The 24,501-nt window shown below is 68.5% G+C and carries 21 protein-coding genes; 6 read left to right on the plus strand and 15 right to left on the minus strand.

The features are described 5' to 3' along the window. Positions 1-2: 2 nt before the first annotated feature. From OHZ10_RS25000 to OHZ10_RS25030, 7 genes are read right to left on the minus strand one after another with little or no spacing between them, the layout of a single operon-like run. Entirely contained in the window at positions 3-1,067 is a 1,065-nt protein-coding gene (locus OHZ10_RS25000) for a 2-aminoethylphosphonate aminotransferase (protein ID WP_059237058.1), read from the minus strand. Beyond that, complete coding sequence (aepY, locus tag OHZ10_RS25005) at positions 1,067-2,248, minus strand: phosphonopyruvate decarboxylase (RefSeq protein ID WP_342705973.1); 1,182 nt, start codon at positions 2,246-2,248, stop codon at positions 1,067-1,069. Before aepY ends, OHZ10_RS25000 begins: the two co-directional genes overlap by 1 nt. Next, positions 2,245-3,933: a phosphoenolpyruvate mutase gene (gene aepX / locus OHZ10_RS25010; RefSeq protein ID WP_034205044.1), complete on the minus strand. Its 1,689-nt coding sequence runs from the start codon at positions 3,931-3,933 to the stop codon at positions 2,245-2,247. The genes aepY and aepX overlap by 4 nt, the downstream gene beginning before the upstream one ends. After that, entirely contained in the window at positions 3,930-4,697 is a 768-nt protein-coding gene (locus OHZ10_RS25015) for an NTP transferase domain-containing protein (RefSeq protein WP_059237056.1), read from the minus strand. Before OHZ10_RS25015 ends, aepX begins: the two co-directional genes overlap by 4 nt. Positions 4,698-4,732: 35 nt before the next feature. Continuing rightward, positions 4,733-5,734 carry an HpnL family protein gene (locus OHZ10_RS25020; RefSeq protein ID WP_059237055.1) on the minus strand — a complete coding sequence of 334 codons (1,002 nt, stop codon included), beginning with the start codon at positions 5,732-5,734 and terminating at the stop codon, positions 4,733-4,735. Beyond that, entirely contained in the window at positions 5,731-6,540 is an 810-nt protein-coding gene (locus OHZ10_RS25025) for a HalD/BesD family halogenase (protein WP_059237054.1), read from the minus strand. The genes OHZ10_RS25020 and OHZ10_RS25025 overlap by 4 nt, the downstream gene beginning before the upstream one ends. Further along, the gene (locus OHZ10_RS25030; RefSeq protein ID WP_059237053.1) at positions 6,537-7,217 is read right to left on the minus strand and encodes a CDP-alcohol phosphatidyltransferase family protein; all 681 of its coding nucleotides are present in this window, start codon (positions 7,215-7,217) and stop codon (positions 6,537-6,539) included. Before OHZ10_RS25030 ends, OHZ10_RS25025 begins: the two co-directional genes overlap by 4 nt. A 664-nt stretch (positions 7,218-7,881) precedes the next feature. On the opposite strand from OHZ10_RS25030, the gene OHZ10_RS25035 reads away from it, so the two are divergent. Next, positions 7,882-9,396: an acetyl-CoA hydrolase/transferase family protein gene (locus OHZ10_RS25035; RefSeq protein ID WP_174991876.1), complete on the plus strand. Its 1,515-nt coding sequence runs from the start codon at positions 7,882-7,884 to the stop codon at positions 9,394-9,396. A 42-nt stretch (positions 9,397-9,438) separates the two neighbouring features. Here the strand turns inward: OHZ10_RS25035 and OHZ10_RS25040 are convergent, their stop codons facing one another. Next, positions 9,439-10,968, minus strand: coding sequence for a DHA2 family efflux MFS transporter permease subunit (locus tag OHZ10_RS25040; protein WP_059237051.1), 1,530 nt, complete (start codon positions 10,966-10,968; stop codon positions 9,439-9,441). 135 nt (positions 10,969-11,103) lie between these two features. Here OHZ10_RS25040 and OHZ10_RS25045 point away from each other — a divergent pair, with 135 nt between their 5' ends. Continuing rightward, entirely contained in the window at positions 11,104-11,544 is a 441-nt protein-coding gene (locus tag OHZ10_RS25045) for a MarR family winged helix-turn-helix transcriptional regulator (RefSeq protein ID WP_059237050.1), read from the plus strand. Positions 11,545-11,679: 135 nt separating this feature from the next. Here the strand turns inward: OHZ10_RS25045 and OHZ10_RS25050 are convergent, their stop codons facing one another. After that, positions 11,680-12,177 carry a DUF2938 domain-containing protein gene (locus tag OHZ10_RS25050; protein ID WP_342705974.1) on the minus strand — a complete coding sequence of 166 codons (498 nt, stop codon included), beginning with the start codon at positions 12,175-12,177 and terminating at the stop codon, positions 11,680-11,682. Between the two features lie 140 nt (positions 12,178-12,317). Here OHZ10_RS25050 and OHZ10_RS25055 point away from each other — a divergent pair, with 140 nt between their 5' ends. Continuing rightward, positions 12,318-12,743 (plus strand): helix-turn-helix domain-containing protein, encoded by a 426-nt coding sequence (locus OHZ10_RS25055; RefSeq protein ID WP_059237048.1) that lies wholly within the window; start codon positions 12,318-12,320, stop codon positions 12,741-12,743. Between the two features lie 215 nt (positions 12,744-12,958). Further along, the gene (locus OHZ10_RS25060; RefSeq protein ID WP_342705975.1) at positions 12,959-13,675 is read left to right on the plus strand and encodes a hypothetical protein; all 717 of its coding nucleotides are present in this window, start codon (positions 12,959-12,961) and stop codon (positions 13,673-13,675) included. A 1-nt stretch (position 13,676) separates the two neighbouring features. Here the strand turns inward: OHZ10_RS25060 and OHZ10_RS25065 are convergent, their stop codons facing one another. Further along, complete coding sequence (locus OHZ10_RS25065) at positions 13,677-14,558, minus strand: helix-hairpin-helix domain-containing protein (RefSeq protein WP_256086507.1); 882 nt, start codon at positions 14,556-14,558, stop codon at positions 13,677-13,679. A 181-nt stretch (positions 14,559-14,739) separates the two neighbouring features. Beyond that, a complete protein-coding gene (locus OHZ10_RS25070; protein WP_059237045.1) occupies positions 14,740-16,275 on the minus strand; it encodes a sigma-70 family RNA polymerase sigma factor in 1,536 nt (511 codons plus the stop codon). A 297-nt stretch (positions 16,276-16,572) separates the two neighbouring features. Here OHZ10_RS25070 and OHZ10_RS25075 point away from each other — a divergent pair, with 297 nt between their 5' ends. After that, complete coding sequence (locus OHZ10_RS25075) at positions 16,573-16,995, plus strand: hypothetical protein (RefSeq protein ID WP_340625073.1); 423 nt, start codon at positions 16,573-16,575, stop codon at positions 16,993-16,995. Positions 16,996-17,038: 43 nt separating this feature from the next. Then, positions 17,039-17,866: a peptide-binding protein gene (locus tag OHZ10_RS25080; RefSeq protein ID WP_342705976.1), complete on the plus strand. Its 828-nt coding sequence runs from the start codon at positions 17,039-17,041 to the stop codon at positions 17,864-17,866. Between the two features lie 123 nt (positions 17,867-17,989). Here OHZ10_RS25080 and ilvD read toward each other — a convergent pair whose 3' ends face one another. From ilvD to OHZ10_RS25100, 4 genes are all read right to left on the minus strand, one after another. Continuing rightward, on the minus strand, positions 17,990-19,849 hold the full coding sequence (gene ilvD / locus OHZ10_RS25085; RefSeq protein ID WP_059237042.1) for a dihydroxy-acid dehydratase: 1,860 nt from the start codon (positions 19,847-19,849) through the stop codon (positions 17,990-17,992). A 267-nt stretch (positions 19,850-20,116) separates the two neighbouring features. Further along, positions 20,117-21,139, minus strand: a complete 1,023-nt coding sequence (locus OHZ10_RS25090; RefSeq protein WP_059237041.1) for an Ldh family oxidoreductase — start codon at positions 21,137-21,139, stop codon at positions 20,117-20,119. Next, complete coding sequence (locus tag OHZ10_RS25095) at positions 21,132-22,724, minus strand: aldehyde dehydrogenase (NADP(+)) (protein WP_059237040.1); 1,593 nt, start codon at positions 22,722-22,724, stop codon at positions 21,132-21,134. Before OHZ10_RS25095 ends, OHZ10_RS25090 begins: the two co-directional genes overlap by 8 nt. Before the next feature lie 74 nt (positions 22,725-22,798). Next, positions 22,799-24,424: an APC family permease gene (locus OHZ10_RS25100; protein ID WP_342705977.1), complete on the minus strand. Its 1,626-nt coding sequence runs from the start codon at positions 24,422-24,424 to the stop codon at positions 22,799-22,801. Positions 24,425-24,501: the final 77 nt, after the last annotated feature.

Raw genomic sequence — 24,501 nt, forward strand, 5'->3', positions numbered from 1 at the left:
GCTTACCGCGTCAGCGCCGTAAACCCTTCCAGCAACCGCTCAACATCAGCCGCTTGAATCGCGCCCATCGTCGAAATCCGGAACAGCTCCTTCGACAACCCACCTTGCCCCGCGTAGATCACGAAGCCACGCGCCTTCAGCCCGTCGTGAAGCGTCTCGTACGTGACGCCTTGCGGCAGCCGATACGCGCGCAGCACGACCGACGAAGCACCTTCCGGCAGCACCAGCGGCATTCCGCGCGCCGCCAGCCCGGCCTGCGCCTGATCGGCGAGCGCCTTGTAATGCGCGTGCCGCGCACGCCAGCCGCCAGCCTCGTCAAACTCGCGCAGCGCCTCGACAAGCGCGTAATACGCATGCACGGAAGGCGTGAACGGCGTATTCCGCTGATCCTGCAGCTTCGCGAGGCGACCGAGATCGAGGTAGTAAGTCCGGCTCGCAGCCTTTGCAAGCGCGCTACGTCGCACGATCACGAACGCTGCGCCCGGTACACCATGCAGGCACTTGTTCGCCGTCGCAGCAACAGCGTCGATATCGCCGCCTGCAAAATCGATCGCTTCCGCGCCAAAGCTGCTGACGCCATCAACGAGCATCTTCACGCCACGCGCGCGGCAGACTTCAGCGATCGCGCCGAGATCGTTCAGCCGGCCCGTGGTCGTTTCGTGATGAATCACGGCGACGTGCGTATAACCGCCCGCATCGAGTCGCGCGCCGATCTGCGCGAGATCGGGCGCCTGCATCCACTCATGCTTCAGCACGTCATGCGCGATCCCGTACTGCGTCGCGATCTGCGTGATCCGCTCGCCGTACACGCCGTTCTCGATCACGAGCAGCTTGCCGTCCTGCGGCACCAGCGCCGCGATCATGCTCTCGACGGCGGCCGTGCCCGAACCCGTCATCAGCACGGCCGACCATTCGGCCGGATCGAGCTCGTACGCGGCGACGAGGCGCGCACGCGCCTCATCCTGCAGATCGAAGAATTCGCTTTCGCGATGGCACAGATCGGGTTGCAGCAGGCTGCGGCGCACGCGTTCCGTGAGCGTGACCGGGCCGGGGTTCAGCAGCAGCATCAAAGGGCTCCTTCAACGTGGGCTTCGGTCTGCGCGGCGCCGATGTGCCGCATCAGACGGGTCTTGACCTCGACCGGCGTGACGGTCGGGCGGGGCAGGCCGTCGGGCACGCCCGTGCGGATCGCAACGCGCACGAACCGTGCACCATCGCTCGACTCAGCCAGCGTCGTATCGAGCACGTCGAGCGTGTCGCTTTCGACCGCCGACGCATAGCCGCACGCGGCAGCGACGCCCGCGAACGACACATGCTGCGACACCGTCGCCTGGCCACCCGTCGATTCGTGCGCGCCGTTGTCGAGAAGCACGTGCGTGAGGTTGGCCGGGCCGTAGGTGCCGAGCGTCGCGAACACGCCCATCCGCATCAGCGCGGCGCCGTCGCCGTCGACGGCCACCACGTGCAGGTCGGGGCGCGCGAGCGCGAGGCCGAGCGCGAGCGGCGTCACGCAGCCCATCGAGCCGACCATGTACAGCTGGTTCGGGCGATCGTCGAGCGCATAGAGTTCGCGGCCGCAGAAACCGGTCGATGCGAGCACGACGGTCGAATCGACCGGCGTGTGTGCGATCACGCGCTTCAATGCGTCGTGACGGGTCGGCCACGCATCGGCCGACGCTGCGCGCGACGACGATTGCGCGGCGACGTGTGCACGCGGCCGCACGGCCGGGTTCGCCTTCAGTTCATACGGCGCGACGCTGCCTTTCTGCATCACGAGCGCGTACGGGCGGCCCGTCGCGTCCATGTGCGCGATCGCGCGGTCGAGTGCCGGGCCGACCTGTTCGGGGTCGGTCGGGAACGTCTCCCACGGGATCTCCATCGTGTCGAGCATCGCGGGCGTGATCGGGCCCATCAGCGCATGCTGCGGCTCGTCGGCCACGCCCGGCTGCCCGCGCCACGTGACGATCAGCAGCTGCGGCAGGCGAAACGTCCAGGTCAGCGACGTGAGCGGGCTCACCGCGTTGCCGAGCCCGGAGTTCTGCATCATCGCGATCCCGCGCTTGCCGCCGAGCGTCGCGCCCGCGATCAGCGCGACCGCGTCGCCTTCGTTCGCGGCCGACACGTAGTTCAGCGTCGGGTCCTGCAGCACGTAATTGATGAACGGCGTCAGGTACGAGCAGGGCACGCCCGCGTACCAGTCGAAGCCGCGTTCGCGCGCGGCCTCGACGAACTGGGCCGCTTCGATCATTGCGCGCCCCCGTTGCCGGCGCCCGGTTCGGACAGCGGCGTCTGGCCGTGCGCGAAGTCGCCCGCGCGGCGGAAGTCTTCGAGATCGTTGACGCCGCGCCAGTGGCCGTGCACGTATTGCACTTCGATCTTCTCGCCGGCGGCGATCAGTTCGTTGAGCAGCGACGGGATGTCGAGCGTGTCGAAATCGGGGCGTGCCTGCAGCGTCGCGAGCATCGCCTTCAGGCGATCGACACCGGCGCCGCGCACGTTCAGCAGGCCGATCCAGCGGCCGTGCGGCGTGCCCGCAGCGACGTCGCTCGACACGCGTTGCAGGTAGGTCTTCTGGCCGAACAGGCCGCGATCGTCGGCAGCCGAGCACAGTGCGAAGTCGCGCACGCTCTGGTTCGACGGCTCCGTCAGCGACGAATCGACGACGACGCTGAATTCGGCCTCGCTCTCCGCGAGGTCGCGCAGGATGTAGCTGCGGAACAGCAGGTCGCCGTACGAGATCACGGTGTCGCCCGTCAGGCGCTCGGCCGCGCATGCGAGCGACGCGAGTTCGCCCGTCTGCGCATGGCGCTCGTTGACGACGAGCTTGATGCCCGACGTGTCGATCGCGTCGGCGCGGTAGCCGCCGACCACGGTGATGTCGTTCACGCCTTGCTTCTTGAAGCCGTCGACGAGCCAGCGCAGCAGCGGCTTGCCGGCGACCGGCAGCATGACCTTCGGCTTGTCTTCGGTGACGGCTTCGAGGCCCTTGCCGCGGCTGGCGGCGAGCACGACCGCCGCGTTCGACGCGCGCGACGACGACGACAGGTAGATGCGCTCGGCCGCCGAGTACTCGTCGGCGTCCTGCAGGCGGAAGATTTCGTTGACCGATGCGACGCGGTCTTCGACGTTGATCAGCGTTTCGTTCTCGTGGATCTCGCGCGCGACGGCCTGCATCGCCGACGCGGACGCGCGGATCAGGTGGTTCGCCCAGATCACGGTGCTGATGCCGGCCTGGCGGAACACGTCGGTCGGCGTGCTGTAGTACTTGGTCGGCACGATCACGAGCGGCGCCTTGCCGCTCCATTCGCGCGCGAACTGCAGGATTTCGTCCGGACGCGACAGCTTGCTGTGGATCAGGATCGCGTCGGCGCCGGCTTCCGCATACGCGTTTGCGCGGCGCAGCGCCTCGTCCATCCCCCAGCCCGCGATCAGCGCCTCGACGCGCGCGACGATCGAGAAGTCGGGATCGGTCTGCGAGTCCTTGCCGGCCTTGATCTTGCCGCAGAATTCGTCGATTTCGGCGAGCGGCTGGCGTTCGCCGTCGATGAAGCTGTTGGTCTTCGGAAACTGCTTGTCTTCGATACAGACGCCCGCGATGCCGCGCTGTTCGAGCTTCTTCACGAGGCGGCGCACGTTGTTGAAGTTGCCGTAGCCGGTGTCGCCGTCGAGCAGGATCGGCAGGTCGCTTGCGTCGGCCATGAATTCGAGCACGTCGACGACCTGCGTCCAGCTCGCTTCGTTGTTGTCGCGTACGCCGAACTGCGCGGAGATCGCGAGGCCCGATGCCCAGATGCCCTTGAAGCCGGCTTCGCGGACGATTCGCGCGGACAGGCCGTTGTGCGCTTCCATCAGGAATTCGAGGTCGCTGCTGACGAGCATGCGGCGCAGGCGTGCGCTGCGCGATTCGGTGAAGTTGGGTTCGCGTGCGTTCATCGTGCGGCTCCTGCGGTGGTGCGTTGAATCAGGGGGAGGATTTCTTGCGTGGCGCGGGCGACGTCGTTCGGGAAGTCGATCTCGATCCACGGCGAACCGGTGACGTCGGCGACGTCGAACGAATGACCGCCTTCGAGCAGCAGGTCGCGCACGGCTTCTTCGTGCGGCATGTTTGCGCGGCCGCTGTCGACGTAGCCCGCGACGATCGTCGCGAGGCGCCGCGCGGTACCTTCGGTGAAGCGGAAGAAGCCGACCGATTCGCCGATCGTGTCGTATTCGAGATCGACCGCGAGCTGCTTGCGCAGTTCGACCGGCACGCCGTTCTTCAGGCACAGCTTGACGGGCTCGTCGCCGGCTTCGAAGTCGCGGTCGATCAGCAGGCGGTCGACCGTCTTGTCGGAATCGGCCACCAGCGCGTGCAGGATGTTCTCGTCGTACAGCACGTCCGCGTCCATCAGCAGCACGTCGCCCCCGCGCGTCATCGCATCGGCGACGGTATGCACGGTCAGCACGCTGCCGAGGTCGTAGCGGTCGTTGATGACGATCTCGGCCTGGCGGCCGAGGCGCTTCAGTTCCTGCTCGACCTTCTCGTGCTGAAAGCCGAGCCCGAGCACGATCTCGTCGACGCCCGCGGCGTCGAGTACGCGCAGATGGCGCTCGAGCAGCGAAACGTCGTCAAAGCGCAGCAGGCACTTCGGGAACTGCGCTTCGGGCGGTTGTTGCAGGCGCAAGCCGAGGCCTGCCGCAAGAATGATGGCTCGCATGGGTTCTCCAACCAAAAAGCCGGCGATCTGAACGATCAGTCGGCGAGCGGCTGCGGCGCACGGCGCCGCTGCCAGTTTCTTTCACTGAAATGCAGATAGAGCAGGCCGGGCAGGCCGAGCGCGAGTTCGCGCGCGCGCTTCGCGAGCGACAGCGCGAGCGCCGCGTCGGGCGGCAGTCCGACCAGCGGGGCGAGCAGCAGGTAGCCGCCCTCCTGCGCACCGAGCGAGCCCGGGATCGCGAAGGCCGCACCACGGATCGCCTGGCCGACGCTTTCCAGCAGCAGCGCGTCGAGCCAGCTCACCGGGTGCCCGAGGAAGTGCAGCGCGAGCCACACTTCCGCGGTGCCGACGATCCAGCCGACGAGGCTCAACGCGAACGTCTTCGCGACTTTCGCGCGATCGCGGTACAGCGCGCCGACCGCGTCGTCGATTGCGTCGGCGCGCGTGGCCAGCGACGACCAGTCGCGCGGGCCGAGCAGCTTCGACGCGAGGCGCAGGCCGCGGCCGAACAGCCCGCGCCGCTGCGCCGCATAGAACAGCACCGCGAGCGCGCCGAGCACGCCGGTCGCGATCAGCGCGGGCGTGCGCAGGTGCGCGACCGACTCGTGCGTCGCATACAGGCTGAATGCGGCGATCCCGATCAGCGCGAACGCCATCTGCGCGAGCGCCTGCATCGTCGTGCTGACGGTCACGGCGGCGGCCGCGTCGGCCATCCGCGTGCCGCGCTGCGCGAGGTGGCGCACCATCAGCACGGGGCCGCCGATCTGCCCGGCGGGCAGCAGGCTGTTCACCGATTCGCCGACCCAGCGCGCGCGCAGTGCGTTGCCGAGCTCGGCGCCCGGCTGGCCGCGGCGGAACATCACGGAGATCGCGATGGCATCGATCACGAGGGGCACGACGTGGAACGCTGCGACGAGCGCGAGGCCCCAGCCGGCCGCGAGGAACGTGGACGCGACCGCGCCGACGCCCTGCCAGGCAAGGAGTGCGATGAAGAGTGCCGTCCCGAGGGACAGCAGGATGAGGCCCGCGCGCGTCATGATCCGGTCGTGCGCCGCGTGGCCAGCTGCTTGAACACCTGGCGGAAACCGAAATACGCGATCGCGTCCTTCATGTTCGAGATGAAGCGCTTCCACGGCCGCATGCCGGGGTTCGTCACGTATTCGAACGTGAGCGATACGCGCATCTCGTTCTGGCCGAGCGGCGTGATGCGGTGGCGCAGCTTGTCGCCGTCGAACAGCACGATGCCGCCGTCGGCGATCTGCACCGAGCCCGGTTCGTCGGCCACGTCGGGATTGCGCGTGTGCAGCTCGTAGTCGAGCCGGCACGACGATTCGTCGATCACGCCGATCAGCAGCGTGTAGCGGCGGCCGTCGTAGTACGACGTGTCGTAATGCCAGCCGATGTGGTCGCCGGGCTTCGTGTAGTAGTACAGCGCGTAGGCATGCGGATCGTCGTCCGGCGACAGCATCAGCTTGTCGCCCGTGACTTTCTCGAGGAACCCGATCAGCGCCTTCGAGCGATACAGCTCGGCGATGTACGGCGCCTGCTCGTCGATCGTATGGCGGCTCACGCTGCCGCCCTGCTTGTGGCCGGGCAGGTAATTGCGATTCAGGCCGGCCTGCATCGCGCGGGCGGCGTCCGCGAGCTTCGCGTGCGCGTCGGCCGGCAGGAAGGCATCGAGGTACAGGAACGAGCCCTGGCGCGTGTAGTCGCTGCGCAGGCGGTCGAGGTCGAGATGGCCGACGCGGTCGGCCACGGTGCGATCGGGGTCGGCCGCGGCCGCGCGCACGGGCGCGGGGCGTGCCGGGCTCAGCACGGAGTCGTCGCGCGTGCTAGGAGTCATTTGGAAGCCTGGATTTCAGTTGAATTCTGCGGGGCGTTGCCGCGGCGGACGATGCGCCACCAGTCGATCACGACCCATGCGGCGAACAGCGGGGCGCCGATCGACGCCGCGAGCAGGAACGGCTCGACGCCGTCCACGAGCGTCACGATCGGCAGCAGGTACAGCACGTCCTCGGTTTCGAAGCCGCCTGCGAATGCCTGCTTGGTGCCGGCCTTGCCGGCGATCGATTCGATCCGCATGCGCAGGAAGAAGATCAGCGCGACGGCCGCGCCGGCCACGGCGCCGAGCAGCACCGGCGATGCTGCCATCTGGCCGCCCTGGGCGACGATGCCGAGGCCCATGCTGACGAACAGCGCGACCGTCACGAGCGCATCGGCCGCGAGATCGTAAAAATGACCGATCTTGCTGGACTTGCCGCTGATGCGCGCGAGTTCGCCATCGGTGTGATCGACGAAGTTCGACAGCACGATCAGGAACGCGCCTGCGTTGCTCCAGCCGAAGCCGCCGTGCGCAAGGCACCAGGCGCCGGCGAGGCCGATCAGCAGGCGAACGGTAGTGAGGTGATTCGGGGTGACGGGTGTATCGACGAGCGGTCGGACAAGCGAGCGCGCGAGCCGCGCATCCCAGGTGCGTGGCAGGGGGGGCTCGGAGCGTGTGGCGGTTTTTCTTTGGTCCATCGGCGAAATATATACGGAATTGTAATTTGGTGCTTTTTATTCGATCAATGTCCTGACATGCGGGAGTGTTACCGCGTCTTGCGCGTATCGGCCGGTCGATCCCGGACGTGCGCAAGCGCGGGCGATCGGGACGGCAAGCGGCGCGGCCGGACCCGTATTCCAGTGTGGCTCGCGTCACGCGGCTGTCAAGGACGGACGGGCCTCGCAGGCCGATCCGCCGGAGCTTTTCGAGCGAGCCGGCGGGCGGCGCGCAGCGCATGCGACGTTGATGTGCGTCAGGTCCGGAAAAGCCGCATCGGGTGACAATTGGCCGCGCCGCGGTTTCATCGGCGATTACCGATCGCCGGGCGGCAAATTGCAAAGAAAATCCGCCGATTGATGCGCGAAGGTTGGCGATCCGTGTCCGGTCATTCGTTCCGATGCTTTCGTGCACCTTTCGCGTGCATCCGGCGCGTGCGGATTGCCTGTCACAGAACGGTCGTTCGATACCCGGCATATTCGGCAAGGATCTTTTGCATCCAGCGGACATTTCGCGGCGATGGCCTCTGCGATACTCCGACCGTGCCTGTGGTGCCGGCCGCCCCGCGCGGCCCCAAGGGCTTCATGTCGCTCAGGAGACACCCCCCGCGACGTCAACGACAGATCAAAGCGTCAGAAACCAGCCATGTCTTCATCACGCATCCTCGCTCCCGCCCTGCGTTCGCTCGTCCGCACCGCCGACGAAGCCGCCGCGCTGATCCGTCCCGGCATGACCGTCGCCATGAGCGGCTTCACCGGTTCGGGCTACCCGAAGGCCGTACCGGCCGCGCTTGCCACCCATATCGACGCGGCGCACGCGCGCGGCGAGGATTTCCGGATCAACGTGCTGACCGGCGCATCGACCGCGCCGGAACTCGACGGCGCGCTTGCCCGCACCAACGGCATCTCGATGCGGCTGCCGTACCAGTCCGACCCGACGCTGCGCGACAAGATCAACAGCGGTGAAGTCGATTACCAGGACGTCCACCTGAGCCACGTCGCGCAGTACGCGTGGTTCGGGCTGTACGGCGATCTCGACGTCGCGATCGTCGAAGTCGCCGGCATCCGCGAGGACGGCCTGCTGATCCCGTCCGCGTCGATCGGCAACAACAAGACCTGGCTGGAGCGCGCGAAGCACGTGATCCTCGAGGTCAACTCGCGTCAGCCGCTCGGCCTCGACGGGATGCACGACATCTACTACGGCACCGCGCTGCCGCCGCACCGCAAGCCGATTCCGCTGACGAAGAGCGACGACCGGATCGGCGAGCCGTACCTGCGCTGCCCGGCCGACAAGATCGTCGCGATCGTCGAGACCGACGCGCCCGATCGCAGCAATGCGTTTTCCGCGCCGGACGCGACGTCGAAGCAGATCGCGCTGCAGCTGATCGACTTCCTGCGCCACGAAGTGAAGCGCGGCCGCCTGCCGGAAAACCTGCTGCCGCTGCAGTCGGGCGTCGGCAACATCACCAACGCGGTGCTCGCGGAACTCAGCTCGGCCGGCTTCTCGAACCTGACCGCCTACACCGAAGTGATCCAGGACGGCATGCTCGACCTGCTCGACGACGGCACGCTGAGCTTCGCGTCGGCCACTGCGCTGTCGTTGAGCCCGGCCGCCGTGCAGCGCTTCGCCGACGAAATCGCGACGTTCCGCGAGAAGATCGTGCTGCGCCCGCAGGAGATCAGCAACCATCCGGAACTCGTGCGCCGCCTCGGCTGCATCGCGATGAACGGGATGATCGAGGCCGACATCTACGGCAACGTGAACTCGACCCACGTGATGGGCACGAAGATCCAGAACGGCATCGGCGGCTCGGGCGATTTCGCGCGCAACGGCTACCTGTCGTGCTTCATGTCGGCGAGTACCGCGAAGGGCGGTGCGATCTCGCGGATCGTGCCGATGGCGAGCCACGTCGACCATACCGAGCACGACGTCGCGGTGGTCGTGACCGAGCAGGGCCTGGCCGACCTGCGCGGCCTGTCGCCGAAGCAGCGCGCGCGCAAGGTCATCGCGACCTGCGCGCATCCCGACTACCGGCCGATGCTCGAGGACTACTTCGAGCGCGCATCGCACGAGAGCTTCGGCAAGCACACGCCGCACCTGCTCGCCGAGGCGCTGTCGTGGCACGAGCGCTACGTGCGGACCGGCACGATGAAGGTCTGACGCGGCCACACGCGGATCGGGCGCGCGCCGCGCGTGCGCCCGTCAGTCCATCGCCGCGTGCGCAACGTCGACGCTCGCCGTTTTCTGCGGCGGGCGGATCAGCAGCAATAGCGGGATCATCAGCAGCGTCGCGACGAACATCAGCTTGAAGTCGTTCAGGTAAGCGATCATCGTCGCCTGCTGGTTGATCGTGCGGTCGAGCAGCGCGATGTCGAGGCGGCTGCCGGTCATCGCCTGCACGGCCGGGTTGAACGGCGTGATGTGGGTGGCGAGGTCGGCATGCGCGACCTGCGTGTTGCGCGTCATCAGCGTCTGCACGATCGAGATGCCGATACTGCTGCCGATGTTGCGCATCAGGCTGTAGGTGGCCGTGCCGTCCGCGCGCAGGTCGGGCGGCAGCGTCGAGAACGACAGCGCGCTCAGCGGCACGAACACGAGCCCCAGCCCGAAGCCCTGGACCACGCCCGGCCACACGATGTCCGATTCGGACAGCACGACCGTGTACTGCATCATCTGCCACAGCGCGAGCGCGGAAATCGACAGCCCCGCGAGCAGCAGCATCCGCGCATCCACGTACTTCAACAGCCTGCCGACGAACAGCATCGCGATCATCGTGCCGGCGCCGCTCGGCGCGGTGACGAGGCCCGTCGTCGCGACCGGGTAGCCCATCAGGTTCTGCAGCATCGGCGGCAGCAGCGCACGCGTCGCGTACAGCACCGCGCCGACCACGAAGATGAACAGCGTGCCCGTCGCGAAGTTCGGGTCGCGCAGCAGTTCCGACTTGAAGAACGACGCCTTGCCGGCGGTCGCCGTGTGCACGAGGAAGAACGCGAAGCTGAGCGCGGCGACGAGCGCCTCGATGCGGATTTCGTACGAACCGAACCAGTCGAGCTGTTCGCCGCGGTCGAGCATCGCCTGGAACGCGCCGATCGCGAGCGCCAGCGTCGCGAAGCCGAACGCGTCGAATTTCACGTGCGGGCGCGGTGCGCGCGCCGGCAGGAAGGTCATCACGCCGGCGAGCGCGAACGCGCCGATCGGCACGTTGATGAAGAACACCCAGCGCCAGTTGTAGCTGTCGGTGAGCCAGCCGCCGAGCGTCGGGCCGAGGATCGGGCCGACCATCACGCCCATCCCCCAGATCGCCATCGCCTGGCCTTGTTTCTCGCGCGGGTTGATGTCGAGCAGGATCGACTGGGACAGCGGTACCAGCGCGGCACCGAACACGCCCTGCAGCAGCCGCGCGCCGACGATCTGCACGAGCGTCTCCGACAGCCCGCACAGCGCCGACGCCACCGTGAAGCCCGCGATCGACACGATCAGCAGCCGTTTGACGCTGAGCCGGTCGGACAGCCAGCCGGTGAGCGGCGTCGCGATCGCCGCGGCGACGATGTAGGAGGTCAGCACCCACGTGATTTCGTCCTGCGACGCGGACAGCGTGCCCTGCATGTGCGGCAGCGCGACGTTCGCGATCGTGCTGTCGAGCGTCTGGATCAGCGTGGCGAGCATGATCGACAGGGTCAGCATCGGCCGGTTCAGGGCGGGCGAGGCGGGGGCGTCGGCGGCGGGGTTCAAGCGGGTGTCTCCGTGGGGTGGTCGCCGTGGGCGGCGATCCGGTATGGCTCAAGTTATAAGCACACTTATTATATAGCTGCTTATCGCCGGGGCGCGAGCCACGGCTGGTTGACGGCTTGACCCTATAATCGTCGGATGGACAAGACTTACGAGAACCGGATCGGTTACCTGATCGCCGACGTGGCCCGCCTGAACGGACGCCTGTTCGACCGGCGCGCGAAGCGCATCGGGCTGACGCGGGCGCAAAGCCGCGTGCTCGCGTACCTGACGTGGAAGGGCGAGATGAACCAGGCGCGGCTGGCCGAATGGCTCGAGATCACGCCGATCTCGCTCACGCGGCTGCTCGACCGGATGGAAAGTTACGGCTGGATCGAACGCGTCGCGAACGACGACGACCGGCGCGCGTTCGTGATCCGGCTGACCGACAAGGCGCGCGAGATCTTTCCGCAGATGCTGGAAGTGGGCGATACCGTCGCCGACGACGGGCTGCGCGGCTTCACGCCCGACGAACGCGATACGCTGGTGCGGCTGCTCGGCCGCGTACGCCACAACCTGATCGATTGCGGCGGGGAGTGACGTGGGCGCCTGCGCGGGGCGCCGGAGGGCTGGAAACAACGGGAGCGCCGACGGATCGCGCGTTTGCACGATGAACCGCCGACGGCTGCCGGTTGTATGCGCGCGGCCGGGCACCGCTCATGTGAAGCCGGATGTTCAACGGGCCAGCGCCGCGAGCGCGAAAGCCGCGAGATAGAGTCCCACCCCGTACGACAGATGCGTGACGAGGCTGCGCCGGCGCGCGATGCCCGGATGCGGCGTGCGCGATGCCGCGATGCCGAAACCGAATGCCGGCTGCATCACGAAGAACGGCGCGACCACGCTCGCGACGCCGGCGACGAGCGCGGGAAGGGGCGTCGGCGTGTCGATCCATGCCGTGCCCGCGATCGCGACGGGCAACGCCGCGAACGCGATGCCGATCGCGTAATGCGCGAGCCAGCCGAGCGCACGCTCGCCCGCCACGGGCGCCGCCGCGACGATCGACGCATGCCGGAACCGGCCGTGCATCATGTGGCCAATCCAGCGGCCGACCAGTGCGTAATCGAGCGACGGAGTGCCGAATGCACGCCGCCGGAACAGCGTCCACAGATCCATCAAGAACGTCGCTCCCGCGCCGATCAGCAGCAGGTTCAACAGAACGTCGGGCGAACTCATTGCGCACCTCCACGGCAGGCGGCGATGGCTGCGCGGCGCAGCGGATTGCAAGGCGGTTTCAACGGTTTCATGGCGGTTCGTGCTTGTCTTGATGGAGTCGAGCGGTTATCTTGCAACTTCAAGTTCACTTGAGGTCAAGCATGAGCCGACTGGACATTGCGGACGTCGCGCGGCGCACGGGATTGCCCGCGTCGACGCTGCGCTACTACGAGGAAAAGGGGCTGATCGTGCCGATCGGCCGGCACGGGCTGCGGCGGCAGTACGACGAGTCGGTGCTGGAACGCCTGGCGTTGATCGCGCTTGGCCGCGAGGCCGGTTTCTCGCTCGACGACATCCTCGCGATGGTCGGCGCGGACGGACGGCCCGCAATCGATCGCGCGAAGCTCGACGGCAAGGCCGACGAGCTCGACCGCACGATCCGCCGTCTCGGTGCGGTACGCGATGCGTTGCGGCATGCGGTCGCGTGCCCGGCGGCGAACCATCTCGAATGCCCGTCGTTCCAGAAACTGCTGCGCATCGCCGCGCATCGTCATCCGGCGCGCCGCACGAAGGCGGAAGGCGCGTAGGACGCGAGCCCACGCGATGCGCGGGGGGCGTAGCGGCCCGGCCGCAGGGAGCGCCGCCGCCATGCGCAGCCGGACGTCGCACACGAAAACAGAAACAACAGGGTTGCCACGTGTCGTTATTGCTTGCGCCATTACTTGTGCTTTACCTGCTTCCGGCCGCGTATGCGGCATCGAAGATCGGGCCGCATTACGGATTTCTCGCGGGGTGCGCAACGATGGCGGCCGTGCTGGCAGCGCAGACCGCGCTGCTGACGTGGAGCGTGGGCTGGTTGGAGCGGCGGCGCGGGGGCGGCGTCCAGCCTGAACCCGCAGCGCCGGCCGCGCCAGGCGACGATGCAGGGGCCGAGCCTGACGATGAGTCCGCGGACGAGCTGGACGACGAACCCGACGTGCCGCTTCAATACGGCGAACACGCGCGATTCAAGCAACTGGTGCTGGTTGACGACGAGGCGCGATGCGGTATCACGCGCCGTTTCTACGACGGGTTGAAGGGGAAGATCGAAGCGTTCGTGGAGGTCGAGTCCGGTCGCGGCGGATCGGATGCGGCGATGGTGTCGGCGGCCGAACTGGCGGCGTCAGGGCACATGCTGGCCACGTCGACGGACGACACGCTGACGGTGTTCGCGTCGAACGACGGTGCGTGGTCGGGATTCCGCGCCGGCGATGACTGGTTCCGGTTCCGCCATGGTGCGATCACGAAGTTCCAGCTCGACTTGGTGATGCCGGTTCGCTGGGCCGGCGGCTACATGGTGTCGCTCACGTTCGACGTGCCGGAGCGGGGCAAGGCGGACGATTACGTGTCGCATTGGACATCGCTCAATCTCGACCTCGAACACGCACGTCGCCGTTCACGCACGCTCACCCGTGCATGTCGCGAGATCGCGTCGCTGCTCGACGCAGCGTTCGACGTCAGCGAATCCTCCGACGCATGATTCATCCCGCGTAATACACGCGGCATTCCATCTCGCGCCCGCGCACGATGCGCTTGCCGATGAGCGAGCCGAACGTTTCGGTGAACACGGTGCGCTGGTGCTCGCACTGCGCGGCGTCGTAGAAGTAGAGCGAAACCCAGTCCGTCGGGCGGACGGCTTCCGGCGTGCGCATCGACGCATGCAGGCTCAGCGCGGTGAAATGCCAGCCGCCCTTGGTCATGTGCATCACGGGCGGCGGGACGTACGCGTCCGCGTTCAGGCGCCGGTGCGCGAGCGTCGGCAGCACGCCGGCGGCGGCCTTGTTGCGGTACTGGCGATCGATGTAAAGCAGCAGTTCGACGGGCGGCTCCGTGCCCGGACCGGCGTTTTGCATGTGGCCCAGCCAGCGCCGCCGGCGGCTCAGCACGTCGTCGAGCGCGGCGCGGATGCCGACCGCACGCCGCGGGCCGACGCCCGCGATCGTTTCGAGCTGGCCGTTGCGGGCCGCGCGTTCGAGTTCCTCGAGCGTGTCGATGTGCAGTGCGTCGTGAATGCGCAGCGCGAGCGCGTGGCCGATGCCCGGCACCGCTTCGAAAGCGGACGTACGTTCGGCATCGCCGCGCAGGCGGTCGAGCTGGCGCCAGCGTCCCGTCACCAGCAACTCGGCGATCGCCTGCGCGACGCCCGTGCCGATGTCGGGCAGCGCGCCGAGCGTGTCGATGCCGCCTGACTCGAACAAGGTGCGGAGATCACGGTCGAGCGCGTCGACCGTATCGGCCGCCGCGCGATATGCGGCGACCCGGTACGGGTTCGCGCCCTGGTCGACGAGCCACTGCGCGGCCTCGCGCAGGCAGGCCGCGATATGCCGGTTTTCCTCGTGCGTTTGGCTGACGGCCGACTGCATGGCAAAGGACCCGGGGTAGCACAAACGGAATGGACGCGGCGAGCGATGCGCCGGTCGGCTTTCAACCATTGTCGCGACGCGCGATGAAGAAAACTTGATGCACGTCAATGGCAAACGTAGCACAGGCGCGAAGCGCACGGTCGTGCCATGAAGCGGCACGGCCGTGCGTCGAGTGGCGCGGTTACGCGTCGAGGAACGACTGCGCGTTTTCGGCCTCGGCGGCCGTGCGCAGCGCGGCGAGCGCCCGTTTCTCGATCTGCCGCACGCGTTCCCGCGACATCCCCGCGTCCTGCGCGATCGCGTCGTAGGTATCGGGTTCGGCGCCGCCAAGGCCGAACCGCCGGCGCAGCACGTCGGCTTCGGCCGGCGTGACCGACCGGAGCAGCGAGCGCACGCATTCGCGCATGCGGGTGTCGGCCAGTTGCTCGAACGGGCTGGCCGACGTCTGGTCCTCGATCAGCTCCACGAGGCCGGTGTCCGCGTCGGGCAGCGGCGTATCGAGCGAGAGCGGCTCGGCGGGCAGCGCGAGCACCGCGCGCAGCTTGTCCTCGTCGAGGCCGGTTTCGGCCGCGAGTTCGGCCGGCGTCGCCCGGCGGCCCGTACGCTGGCGAAAGCGCAGCGCATGCCGCTGCACGCGCTGGTACTGGTCGCCGACGTGCACGGGCACGCGGATCGTGCGGGAACGATCGGCGACCGCGCGCGTGATCGCCTGACGAATCCACCAGGTCGCGTAGGTCGAGAACTTGAACCCGCGCCGGTATTCGAACTTCTCGATCGCACGCATCAGGCCGAGGGAGCCATCCTGCACGAGGTCGGACAGGTCGACGCCGCGGTTCATGTACTTGCGCGCGATCGACAGCACGAGCCGCAGGTTCGCCTCGAGCATCGCGCGCGTCGCATCGCGCACTTTCTGCTGGCCGTCGTTCAGCGCCGCCGCGAGGGCCCGCCGTGCGACCGCGTCGAAGCGGGCGGCTTCGCCTGTTGCGTCGCCATGCGGCGCGGTTGCGAGCGTACGCACGACGCGGCCGGCATCGTCGACGGCCGGTGCCACCCACGCAAGCGAACCGAGCAGGGTGGCCACGCGGTTGCGCGCGTCGCGGTAGTCGTCCGAACGGAAGCCATGCGCCTGCAACGCGTCGCGCAACGCCGGGACAGCGGCCTGCAGCGCGTCGTAGCGGGCAGGGGCGGGCGTATCGGCAGCGTCGTCGTCGGCCGTGGCAGTTGCACCGGTCGCCCCCGTCGCGCCGTGACGCACCAGCAGCGCATCGACTGCCGCCGGATAGCCGGCAATCGCGTGCAGCATCTGGTGGCGGCCCGTCTCGATCTCTCGGGCGAGCACGATTTCGCCTTCGCGCGTGAGCAGCGGCACGGCCTGCATGCGCCGCATGTAGAGCGCGAGCGGATCGGTCGACGCGGCCGTGCCGCGTGTCAGGTCGCCGAGCATCGCGCGGCCTTCGTCGAGCGCGTCGCGATCGACGTCGACCGGCGCCGCGCCGGCGAACGGCGCGGGCGCGGCCGGCTCGTCGAGCACGGCGATGCCGATGTCGGCAAGCGCGGCGCGCACGACGTCGAGCGCGTCGGGGCTGTCGCTTTCCGGCGGCAGCGCGTCGACGAGATCGGCGTGCGTCAGATAACCCTGCTCGCCGGCGAGCGCCAGCAACTGGATGATCGGATCGAGCGGTGTGTCCGCCCGGGGAGTGGGGCGTGGCGTAGTCATGTCGATGGCGGCGCGAGCCGCGTTCCTGTCTGGGCGGGCCGAAGCTCGCCGGTTTGCGGTTGCCGGTTGCTCGCGAACGCTCGTCCGCGCCGGTCAGCCTGACATCGTTCAAGTTGAGGGCATTTGCGCCAACTTCAACGCCGGCGCGGTGGACGGGCCAGCACGCGGCGTGCCTGCGCGGCCGTCCGGGGCAGGAAACAAAAAGTAACCGATCATACGCGCGGAAATCTGCAGGGGACGTAAGCTAGAGTCAGGCGCGCGCCCGGCGGCGGCGCGCGGATTCTGCCGGAGCAACAGATGAACCCGATTCCCGCCGCGAGACCCGCCATCATCGCGCTGGCCGCCCTGACGCTGGGCGGCTGCTACTACTCGAGTCCGTACGGCTATGCGCCTTATTACGCGCCGGTGCCCGCCACGGTGACGCAGCGTGAAATCCCGGCCGCACCGGCGACGCCCGGTCCGGCCCCTTCCACGGTGCCTGTCACGCCAGACTACGTCGATGCGCAGGCGCCCGTGTATGTCGCACCGGCCTATGTGCCGCCGCCGTATCCGTACTACTACCCCGCGTATTACTCGGGCTGGTACGGGCCGCCCGTCACGATCGGCTTCTGGGGCCGCTGGGGCGGCGGATACTGGGGCGGGCGCGGCGGGTACTGGCATCGCCCGTGGGGCGGCGGGCATTGGGGCGGCGGCCACTGGGGCGGCGGCCATCGGCACTGATCGAGATTGACCGGCGCGCGGCGGCACCGCGCGGGAGAGCATCATGAGGAACACGATTGTCCGAAGTCTGTGCGTCGTCCTGGCCGGCCTTGCGGCCGCGCCGGGCATCGCCGATGCGCAGAGCAGCGCTTACACGAACTCGCCGGCCGAGCTGTTTGCGGGGCCGGCGCCCGATTATCCGGTGGTCGCGCAGATCCCGCCCGACACCGCGCTGGACGTATTCGGCTGCCTGAGCGACTACTCGTGGTGCGACGTCGCGCTGCCGGGCGTGCGCGGCTGGATCGATGCGCAGTTGCTCGAGTATCCGTATCAGGGCAACTACGTGCCGTTGCTCGAATACGGCGCGATCATCGGGGTCCCTGTGACGGGATTCGCGATCGCCGCGTACTGGGATCGCTATTACCGGCACCGCCCGTGGTATCACGACCGCGATCGCTGGGCGAATCGTCCGGAACCGAGGCTCGGCCCCGGGGGCAGGCCGCCGGGGCAAGGCCGGCCGCAACCGGGCGCGCCGATGCAGGTTGCGCCGGGCGGCCCGCCGCCCGTGCATGACGCGCGGCCGTCGGCTGCACGCGGCGGCTGGAACGGTGCGATCCGCACACCGCCGCCGGCAGCACCGGCGCCTGCGCCGATGCCGGGCGGGGCGGGCAATGCGCGTCCTGCCGGCCCGCCGCCGGCCGTGTTGCGCCCGCCGCCCGCACCGGGCGGCGAGGTCCGCACGATGCCGCCGGTGCGTCAGGGCGGTGGTGGCGGCGGCGGCGGCGGTTATGCGCGGCCGCAAGGCGGCGGAAACGGTGGCGGAAACGGGGGCGGTAACCACGGCGGCGGCGGCGGCGGGGGAGGCGGTGGCCCCGAGGATTTCCGCCATTGATGTCGCCGGTGCCTGGATCTATCCGGGCACCGGACGAAAAAAACCGCTCCGGAGAGCGGTTTTCGATCGGGCGAGCGGTCGGCTGCGTAGCCTCCTTCCGGCCGTCGCCGGTCGCCCGCTGCGTCAGTCGTCGAGCAGCGACAGGTCGCGCACGGCGCCCTTGTCGGCCGACATGACCAGTTTCGCGTACGCCTTCAGTGCCGCGGATACCTTGCGCGGACGCGGCTGCGCCGGCTTCCAGCCCTTCGCGTTCTGCTCTTCGCGGCGGCGCGCCAGTTCCTCGTCCGACACCAGCACGTCGATCGTGCGGTTCGGGATGTCGATGCGGATCTTGTCGCCGTTGCGCACGAGGCCGATCGCGCCGCCTGCTGCCGCTTCCGGCGAGCAGTGGCCGATCGACAGGCCCGACGTGCCGCCCGAGAAACGGCCGTCCGTCAGCAGCGCGCAGGCCTTGCCGAGCCCCTTCGACTTGATGTAGCTGGTCGGGTAGAGCATTTCCTGCATGCCCGGGCCGCCCTTCGGGCCTTCGTAGCGCACGATCACCACGTCGCCGGCCTTGACCTTGTCGTTCAGGATGTTCTCGACCGCTTCGTCCTGCGATTCGGTCACGTGAGCCGCGCCCTCGAACACGAGGATGCTTTCGTCGACGCCGGCCGTCTTCACCACGCAACCGTCGAGCGCGATGTTGCCCGTCAGCACGGCGAGGCCGCCTTCCTTCGAGAACGCATGCTCGTACGAACGGATGCAGCCTTCGGCGCGGTCGAGGTCGAGGCTCGGCCAGCGCGTGTTCTGGCTGAATGCGACCTGCGTCGGGATGCCGGCCGGGCCGGCGAGGTAGAACGTGCGGACCGCGTCGTCCTGGGTGCGCACGATGTCCCACTGGTCGAGCGCATCTTTCAGCGTCGGTGCGTGCACGGTCGGTGCATCGGTGTGCAGCTTCCCGGCGCGGTCGAGCTCGCCGAGGATCGCCATGATGCCGCCTGCGCGGTGCACGTCCTCGATGTGGTACTTGTTCGTGTTCGGTGCGACCTTGCACAGCTGCGGCACGCTGCGCGACAGGCGGTCGATGTCCTTCATCGTGAAGTCGATGCCGGCTTCCTGTGCGATCGCGAGCAGGTGCAGGATCGTGTTGGTCGACCCGCCCATCGCGATGTCGAGCGTCATCGCGTTCTCGAACGCGGCGAAGCCGACCGAGCGCGGCAGCACGCGTTCGTCGTCCTGCTCGTAGTGCTGGCGCGTCAGTTCGACGATGCGACGGCCGGCGCGCTTGAACAGCTGTTCGCGATCGGCGTGCGTGGCGACCACCGTGCCGTTGCCGGGCAGCGACAGGCCGAGCGCTTCGGTCAGGCAGTTCATCGAGTTCGCGGTGAACATGCCCGAGCACGAACCGCAGGTCGGGCAGGCCGAGCGTTCGACTTCGGCGACTTCGGCGTCCGAATACGACGGGTCGACCGCGATCACCATCGCGTCGACGAGGTCGAGCTTCTTCAGTTCGACGGTCTTGGTGACCGGGTTCGCGAGGCGCGTCTTGCCGGCTTCCATCGGGCCGCCCGACACGAAGATCACCGGAATGTTGAGGCGCATCGCGGCCATCAGCATCCCCGGCGTGATCTTGTCGCAGTTCGAGATGCACACCATCGCGTCCGCGCAGTGCGCGTTCACCATGTATTCGACCGAGTCGGCGATGATGTCGCGGCTCGGCAGCGAATACAGCATGCCGTCGTGACCCATCGCGATGCCGTCGTCGACCGCGATCGTGTTGAATTCCTTTGCGACGCCGCCGGCGGCTTCGATCTCGCGCGCGACGAGCTGGCCGAGATCCTTCAGGTGCACGTGCCCGGGCACGAACTGCGTGAACGAGTTGACGACCGCGATGATCGGCTTCGAGAAATCGTCGTCTTTCATGCCGGTGGCGCGCCACAGCGAGCGCGCACCTGCCATGTTGCGGCCGGCGGTGGAGGTTTTGGAACGGTAAGTGGGCATGGTGGTTGCTGAAGAAATATCGCGGGAAAAGGGTGGAGGCACGGGAATAAAGGCCTCTCTCGCGCCCGTGCGAACAACCTCTTGAGCTGCGCCCTGGGCAAACCCGGCGATTATCCCACAGCCGCCGCGGGCGTGGCGTTCACGGGGCCGGGGCGGGCGGGGCGGCGTGACGAACGGGGGCTGCGGGCTGCCCGCCTGGCCGGTTCGGGAGGCGGCCGAGGCGCCTTCCTGACGATGACGAGCGCGCGCGGCCCCCGGTGCCCCGCGTCAGTCGAGCAGCGTCAGGATCTCGTCGTACAGCGCCTGCGGAATCCGCACGCCGTTCGCGATGCTGCGCGCGCGGGCGTCGAAGCGCCGTTGCGACGGCAGCCGCGCACCCTGCGCGACGATCGATTCGAACATCCGTTCGCCGCGCTGGAGCCCTGCGTCGAGATCGTCGCCGAGGAACACCTTCGGGTCGAACGCGATCACGAGCTCGCCGTGGCACGGCGTTGCGCCGACGCCTTCGTCGAAGTCCATCGATTCCCGGCTCGTCATGTCGCCGATCAGCGCGCCGCCGAGCAGTTCGACCATCGCCGCGAGCGCCGAGCCCTTGTGGCCGCCGAACGTGCGCATCGCGCCCTGCAGCGCGGCCTTCGGGTCGGTGGTCGGCTGGCCGTCGGCGTCGATCGCCCAGTGCGACGGAATCGCCTTGCCTTGCTTCGCGTGCAGCTCGATGTCGCCGCGCGCGATCGCGCTCGTCGCGAAATCGAACACGAACGGCGTGCCGCCCGGGCGCGGCCATGCGAATGCGATCGGGTTCGTGCCGAACACGGGTTCGCGGCCGCCTTCCGGTGCGACCCAGCTATGGCTCGGGTTCATCGCGATGCCGACCAGCCCTTCGGCCGCGATTGCCTCGACCTCGGGCCACAACGCGGAGAAGTGGTAGCAGTGATTGATCGTCATCGCGGCGATGCCGTGCTGCTTCGCCATCTCGACGAGCACGGGCAGCCCGGTCTCGAAGCTCAGCAGCGAGAAGCCGCGATGCGCGTCGACCGAGACGATCGACGACGACAGCCGGCGCAGCGTCGGCACCGCTTGCGGATCGACCTTGCCCTTCTTCAGCGACCGCACGCAGACGAGCAGCCGGTACACGCCGTGCGAATGGCATTCGTCGCGCTGGCCTTGGGTGATGACGTTGGCGATGGCCCGCGCATGCGCGTCGGACATCCCGTGGTGCGTCAGCACGCGCAGCGCGAGCGCATGGACTTCATCGAGCGACAGGACGACTTCGGCGGTTTGCTCAGCCATGATTCACCTCGCGCGGCGCGGGCACGCCGTCGATGCGTTGCGGCACGTTTAGCGGATTGCCGCTGCGGATCGCGTCCGGCAGCAGCGCGTCCGGCAGGTCCTGGTACGACACGGGGCGCAGGAAGCGCTCGATCGCGCGTGCGCCGACGGATGTCGTGCGCGTGTCGGACGTCGCCGGGAACGGGCCGCCGTGCACCATCGCATGACCGACCTCGACGCCCGTGCCGAAGCCGTTGACGAGAATGCGGCCGGCCTTGCGCTCGAGCGTCGGGCGCAGCGCGGCGAACAGCGCCGCGTCGCCGTCGGCGAGGTGCGCGGCGATCGTCAGCTGGCCTTCGAGCGACTTCAGCACGCGATGCAGCGTGTCGGCATCCGGGCAGCGGACGATCAGCGACGCGGGGCCGAACACTTCGTCGCGCAGTTCGGGGCGCGCGACGAACGCGTCGGCGGACGTCGCGAACAGCGCTGCGCGGGCCTGCAGACGGCCGCCTTCGGCACCTTCCGCCAGTGGCTCGACCGCATCGTGATTGCGCAGCGCCGCGACGCCTTGCGCATAGCTCGCGTGGATATGCGGCGTCAGCATCGTCTGCGCGGCCGCCGCGCGCACGGCAACGGCCGCCGCGGCTTCGAATGCGCGCAGCGCCGGGCCGTCGACGGCGAGCACCAGGCCGGGGTTCGTGCAGAACTGGCCGGCGCCGAGCGTGAGCGATGCGACGAACTGCGGCGCGATCGCGTCGTGGCGCGCGTCGAGCGCGGCGGGGCACAGCAGCACGGGATTGATCGAGCTCATTTCCGCATAGACCGGAACCGGCTCGGGGCGCGCGGCCGCGATGTGCATCAGCGCGACGCCGCCGCGCCGCGAGCCGGTGAAGCCGACGGCCTTGATGCGCGGATCGGCGACGAGTGCCTGGCCGATCTCGCGCGATGCGTCGAACAGCAACGAGAACACGCCGGCCGGCATGCCGCATTCGCGCGCGGCCTGCTGGATCGCGCGGCCGACGAGTTCCGACGTGCCCGGATGCGCGGAGTGCGCCTTGACGATCACCGGGCAGCCGGCCGCCAGCGCCGACGCCGTATCGCCGCCGGCGACCGAGAACGCGAGCGGGAAGTTCGACGCGCCGAACACGGCGACGGGCCCGACCGCGACGTTGCGCAGCCGCAGGTCGACGCGCGGCAGCGGCTTGCGTTCGGGGCGCGCCGGATCGATCCGCGCGTCGAGAAAGCCGCCGTCGCGCACGAGCGCCGCGAACAGCGCGAGCTGGCCGACCGTGCGGCCGCGCTCGCCTTCGACGCGTGCGCGCGGCAGCCCCGTTTCGATGACGCAGCGCTCGATCAGGTCGTCGCCGAGCGCCATGATGTGGCGGCCGATCGCATCGAGAAACGCGGCGCGGGCTTCGAGCGACGTTTCGCGATAGCGGTCGAACGCGTCGTCGGCGAGCGCGCAGGCCGTCTCGAGGTCATGCAGGCTTGCGCCGCCGAAAGCGGGTTCGAGCGGTTCGCCGGTTGCGGCGGCGATCGCATGGAGGGTGCCGTTCTGTCCGGCGACGGCCGACTGGCCGATCAGGAGCTGACCTGTGAGTTGCATGGTGTGCCTCGGAAAAAGCAGGGGCCGGGCGTGGTGCGCCCGGCCGATGGAAAGGGGAAAAGGGCGCGGGCGCGTCAGTCCTCGTCGTCGTCGAGCTGCAGCTTGTCGGCGCGCACGCCGGTGTTGGCGCCCCAGTAGTAGATGACGAGCGCGACGGCCGCGACGACGCCCGTGTCGTACGGATGCGCAAGGCGGCCCGTGCCGCCGAAGCCGCCGAGATACGACAGCACGATCATCGCGGCATAGAACGCGATCAGCCACGCCGACGAGCGCACCTGTTCGGCGAGGCTCAGGTGCGCGGTCGGCACCCAGCGGCGGCACGCGAGATAGATGACGAACATCGCGATCTGCAGGCCGAGCAGCCAGGACACCGTGCTCCAGCCCGACCAGTAGACGATCAGCGCGGCGATCACGAACGACGCGGGGCCGGTGATGACGAACGCGCTCGCGCGGAACGGCCGCGGCAGGTCGGGCGCGGTGCGGCGCAGCGCGGCGACCGACACCGGCGCGACGGCATAGCTCAACACGAGCGCGGCCGACACGATGTTGATCAGCGCTTCCCACGACGGGAACGGCAGCGTCCAGAAGATCGCGAGGCCGAACGTGAGCCACAGGCCCGCGCGCGGGATGCCCGACGCTTCGTCGACGCGCGTGAACACCTTGAAGAACGTGCCCGTCTTCGCCCAGCCGTAGATGACGCGCGGCGTCGCGTTCATGTAGATGTTGCCGCAGCCGCTCGGCGAGATCATCGCGTCGGCGACGACCATCACCGCGAGCCAGCCGACGCCGAGCGCGAGCGCGATGTCGCGGTACGGCAGCGAGAACGCCTTGCTCACGTCGTGCCAGCCGGCGGCGAGCATCGCGGTCGGGATGCTGCCGATGAACGCGAGCTGCAGCAGCACGTAGATCAGCGTCGACAGCAGGATCGACAGGATCAGCGCGATCGGGATCGTGCGTTGCGGATTGCGCACCTCGCTCGCGACCGACACGATCGGCGTGAGCCCGAGGTACGCGAAGATGATGCCGCCGGCGGACACGGCCATTTCGATGCCCGGCATGCCGAACGGCGCGAAGCCGTGCACGGTCAGGTTCGCGGGCTTGAAGAACGTGAACAGCACGCCGATCACCGCGAGCGGCACGATGAACTTGAAGATGCTGATGATGTTGTTCGCTTTTGCGAACGTCTTCACGCTCGAATAGTTCAGGTAAAAGAAGAAGCAGAGCAGCGCGGCCTGCACGAGCCAGCCGAGCGTGGTCGGGTCGCTCGATCCTTCGGCCGTCAGGCCCGGAAACCACGCGGCCGCATACTGGCGCGCGGCGACGACTTCGATCGCGATCAGGCTCGAAAAGGCGATCAGCGTGATGAAGCCCATCAGGTAGCCGAGCAGCGGGCCGTGCGAGAACACCGGGTAGCGCACGACGCCACCGGCGCGCGGCAGCGCGGCGCCGAGTTCGCAGTAGACGATGCCGAGCAGCAGCACCGCGAAGCCGCCGAGCAGCCACGAGAAGATGCCGGCCGGGCCTGCGATCGTCGACACGTGACTCGCGGCGAACAGCCACCCCGAACCGAAAATGGCGCCGAGACCGATGAACGTGAGATCGGTCAGCGACAGCTGTTTCTTGAACTTGCCGTGACCCGCGTCGGGGTGCGCGGAACGGGAAAGCGGGACAGACGGGTGAGCGTTGCCTTGGCCTGGCATGGGCTTGTCTCCTAGGGGGAATATCGGCACAGGCTTGAGGTGCGCCGCGCTCCGACGGAGCAGCGGCGCTTGCCTGC

The organism is Burkholderia arboris (assembly GCF_038723655.1).
GTDB classification, from domain to species: domain Bacteria; phylum Pseudomonadota; class Gammaproteobacteria; order Burkholderiales; family Burkholderiaceae; genus Burkholderia; species Burkholderia arboris.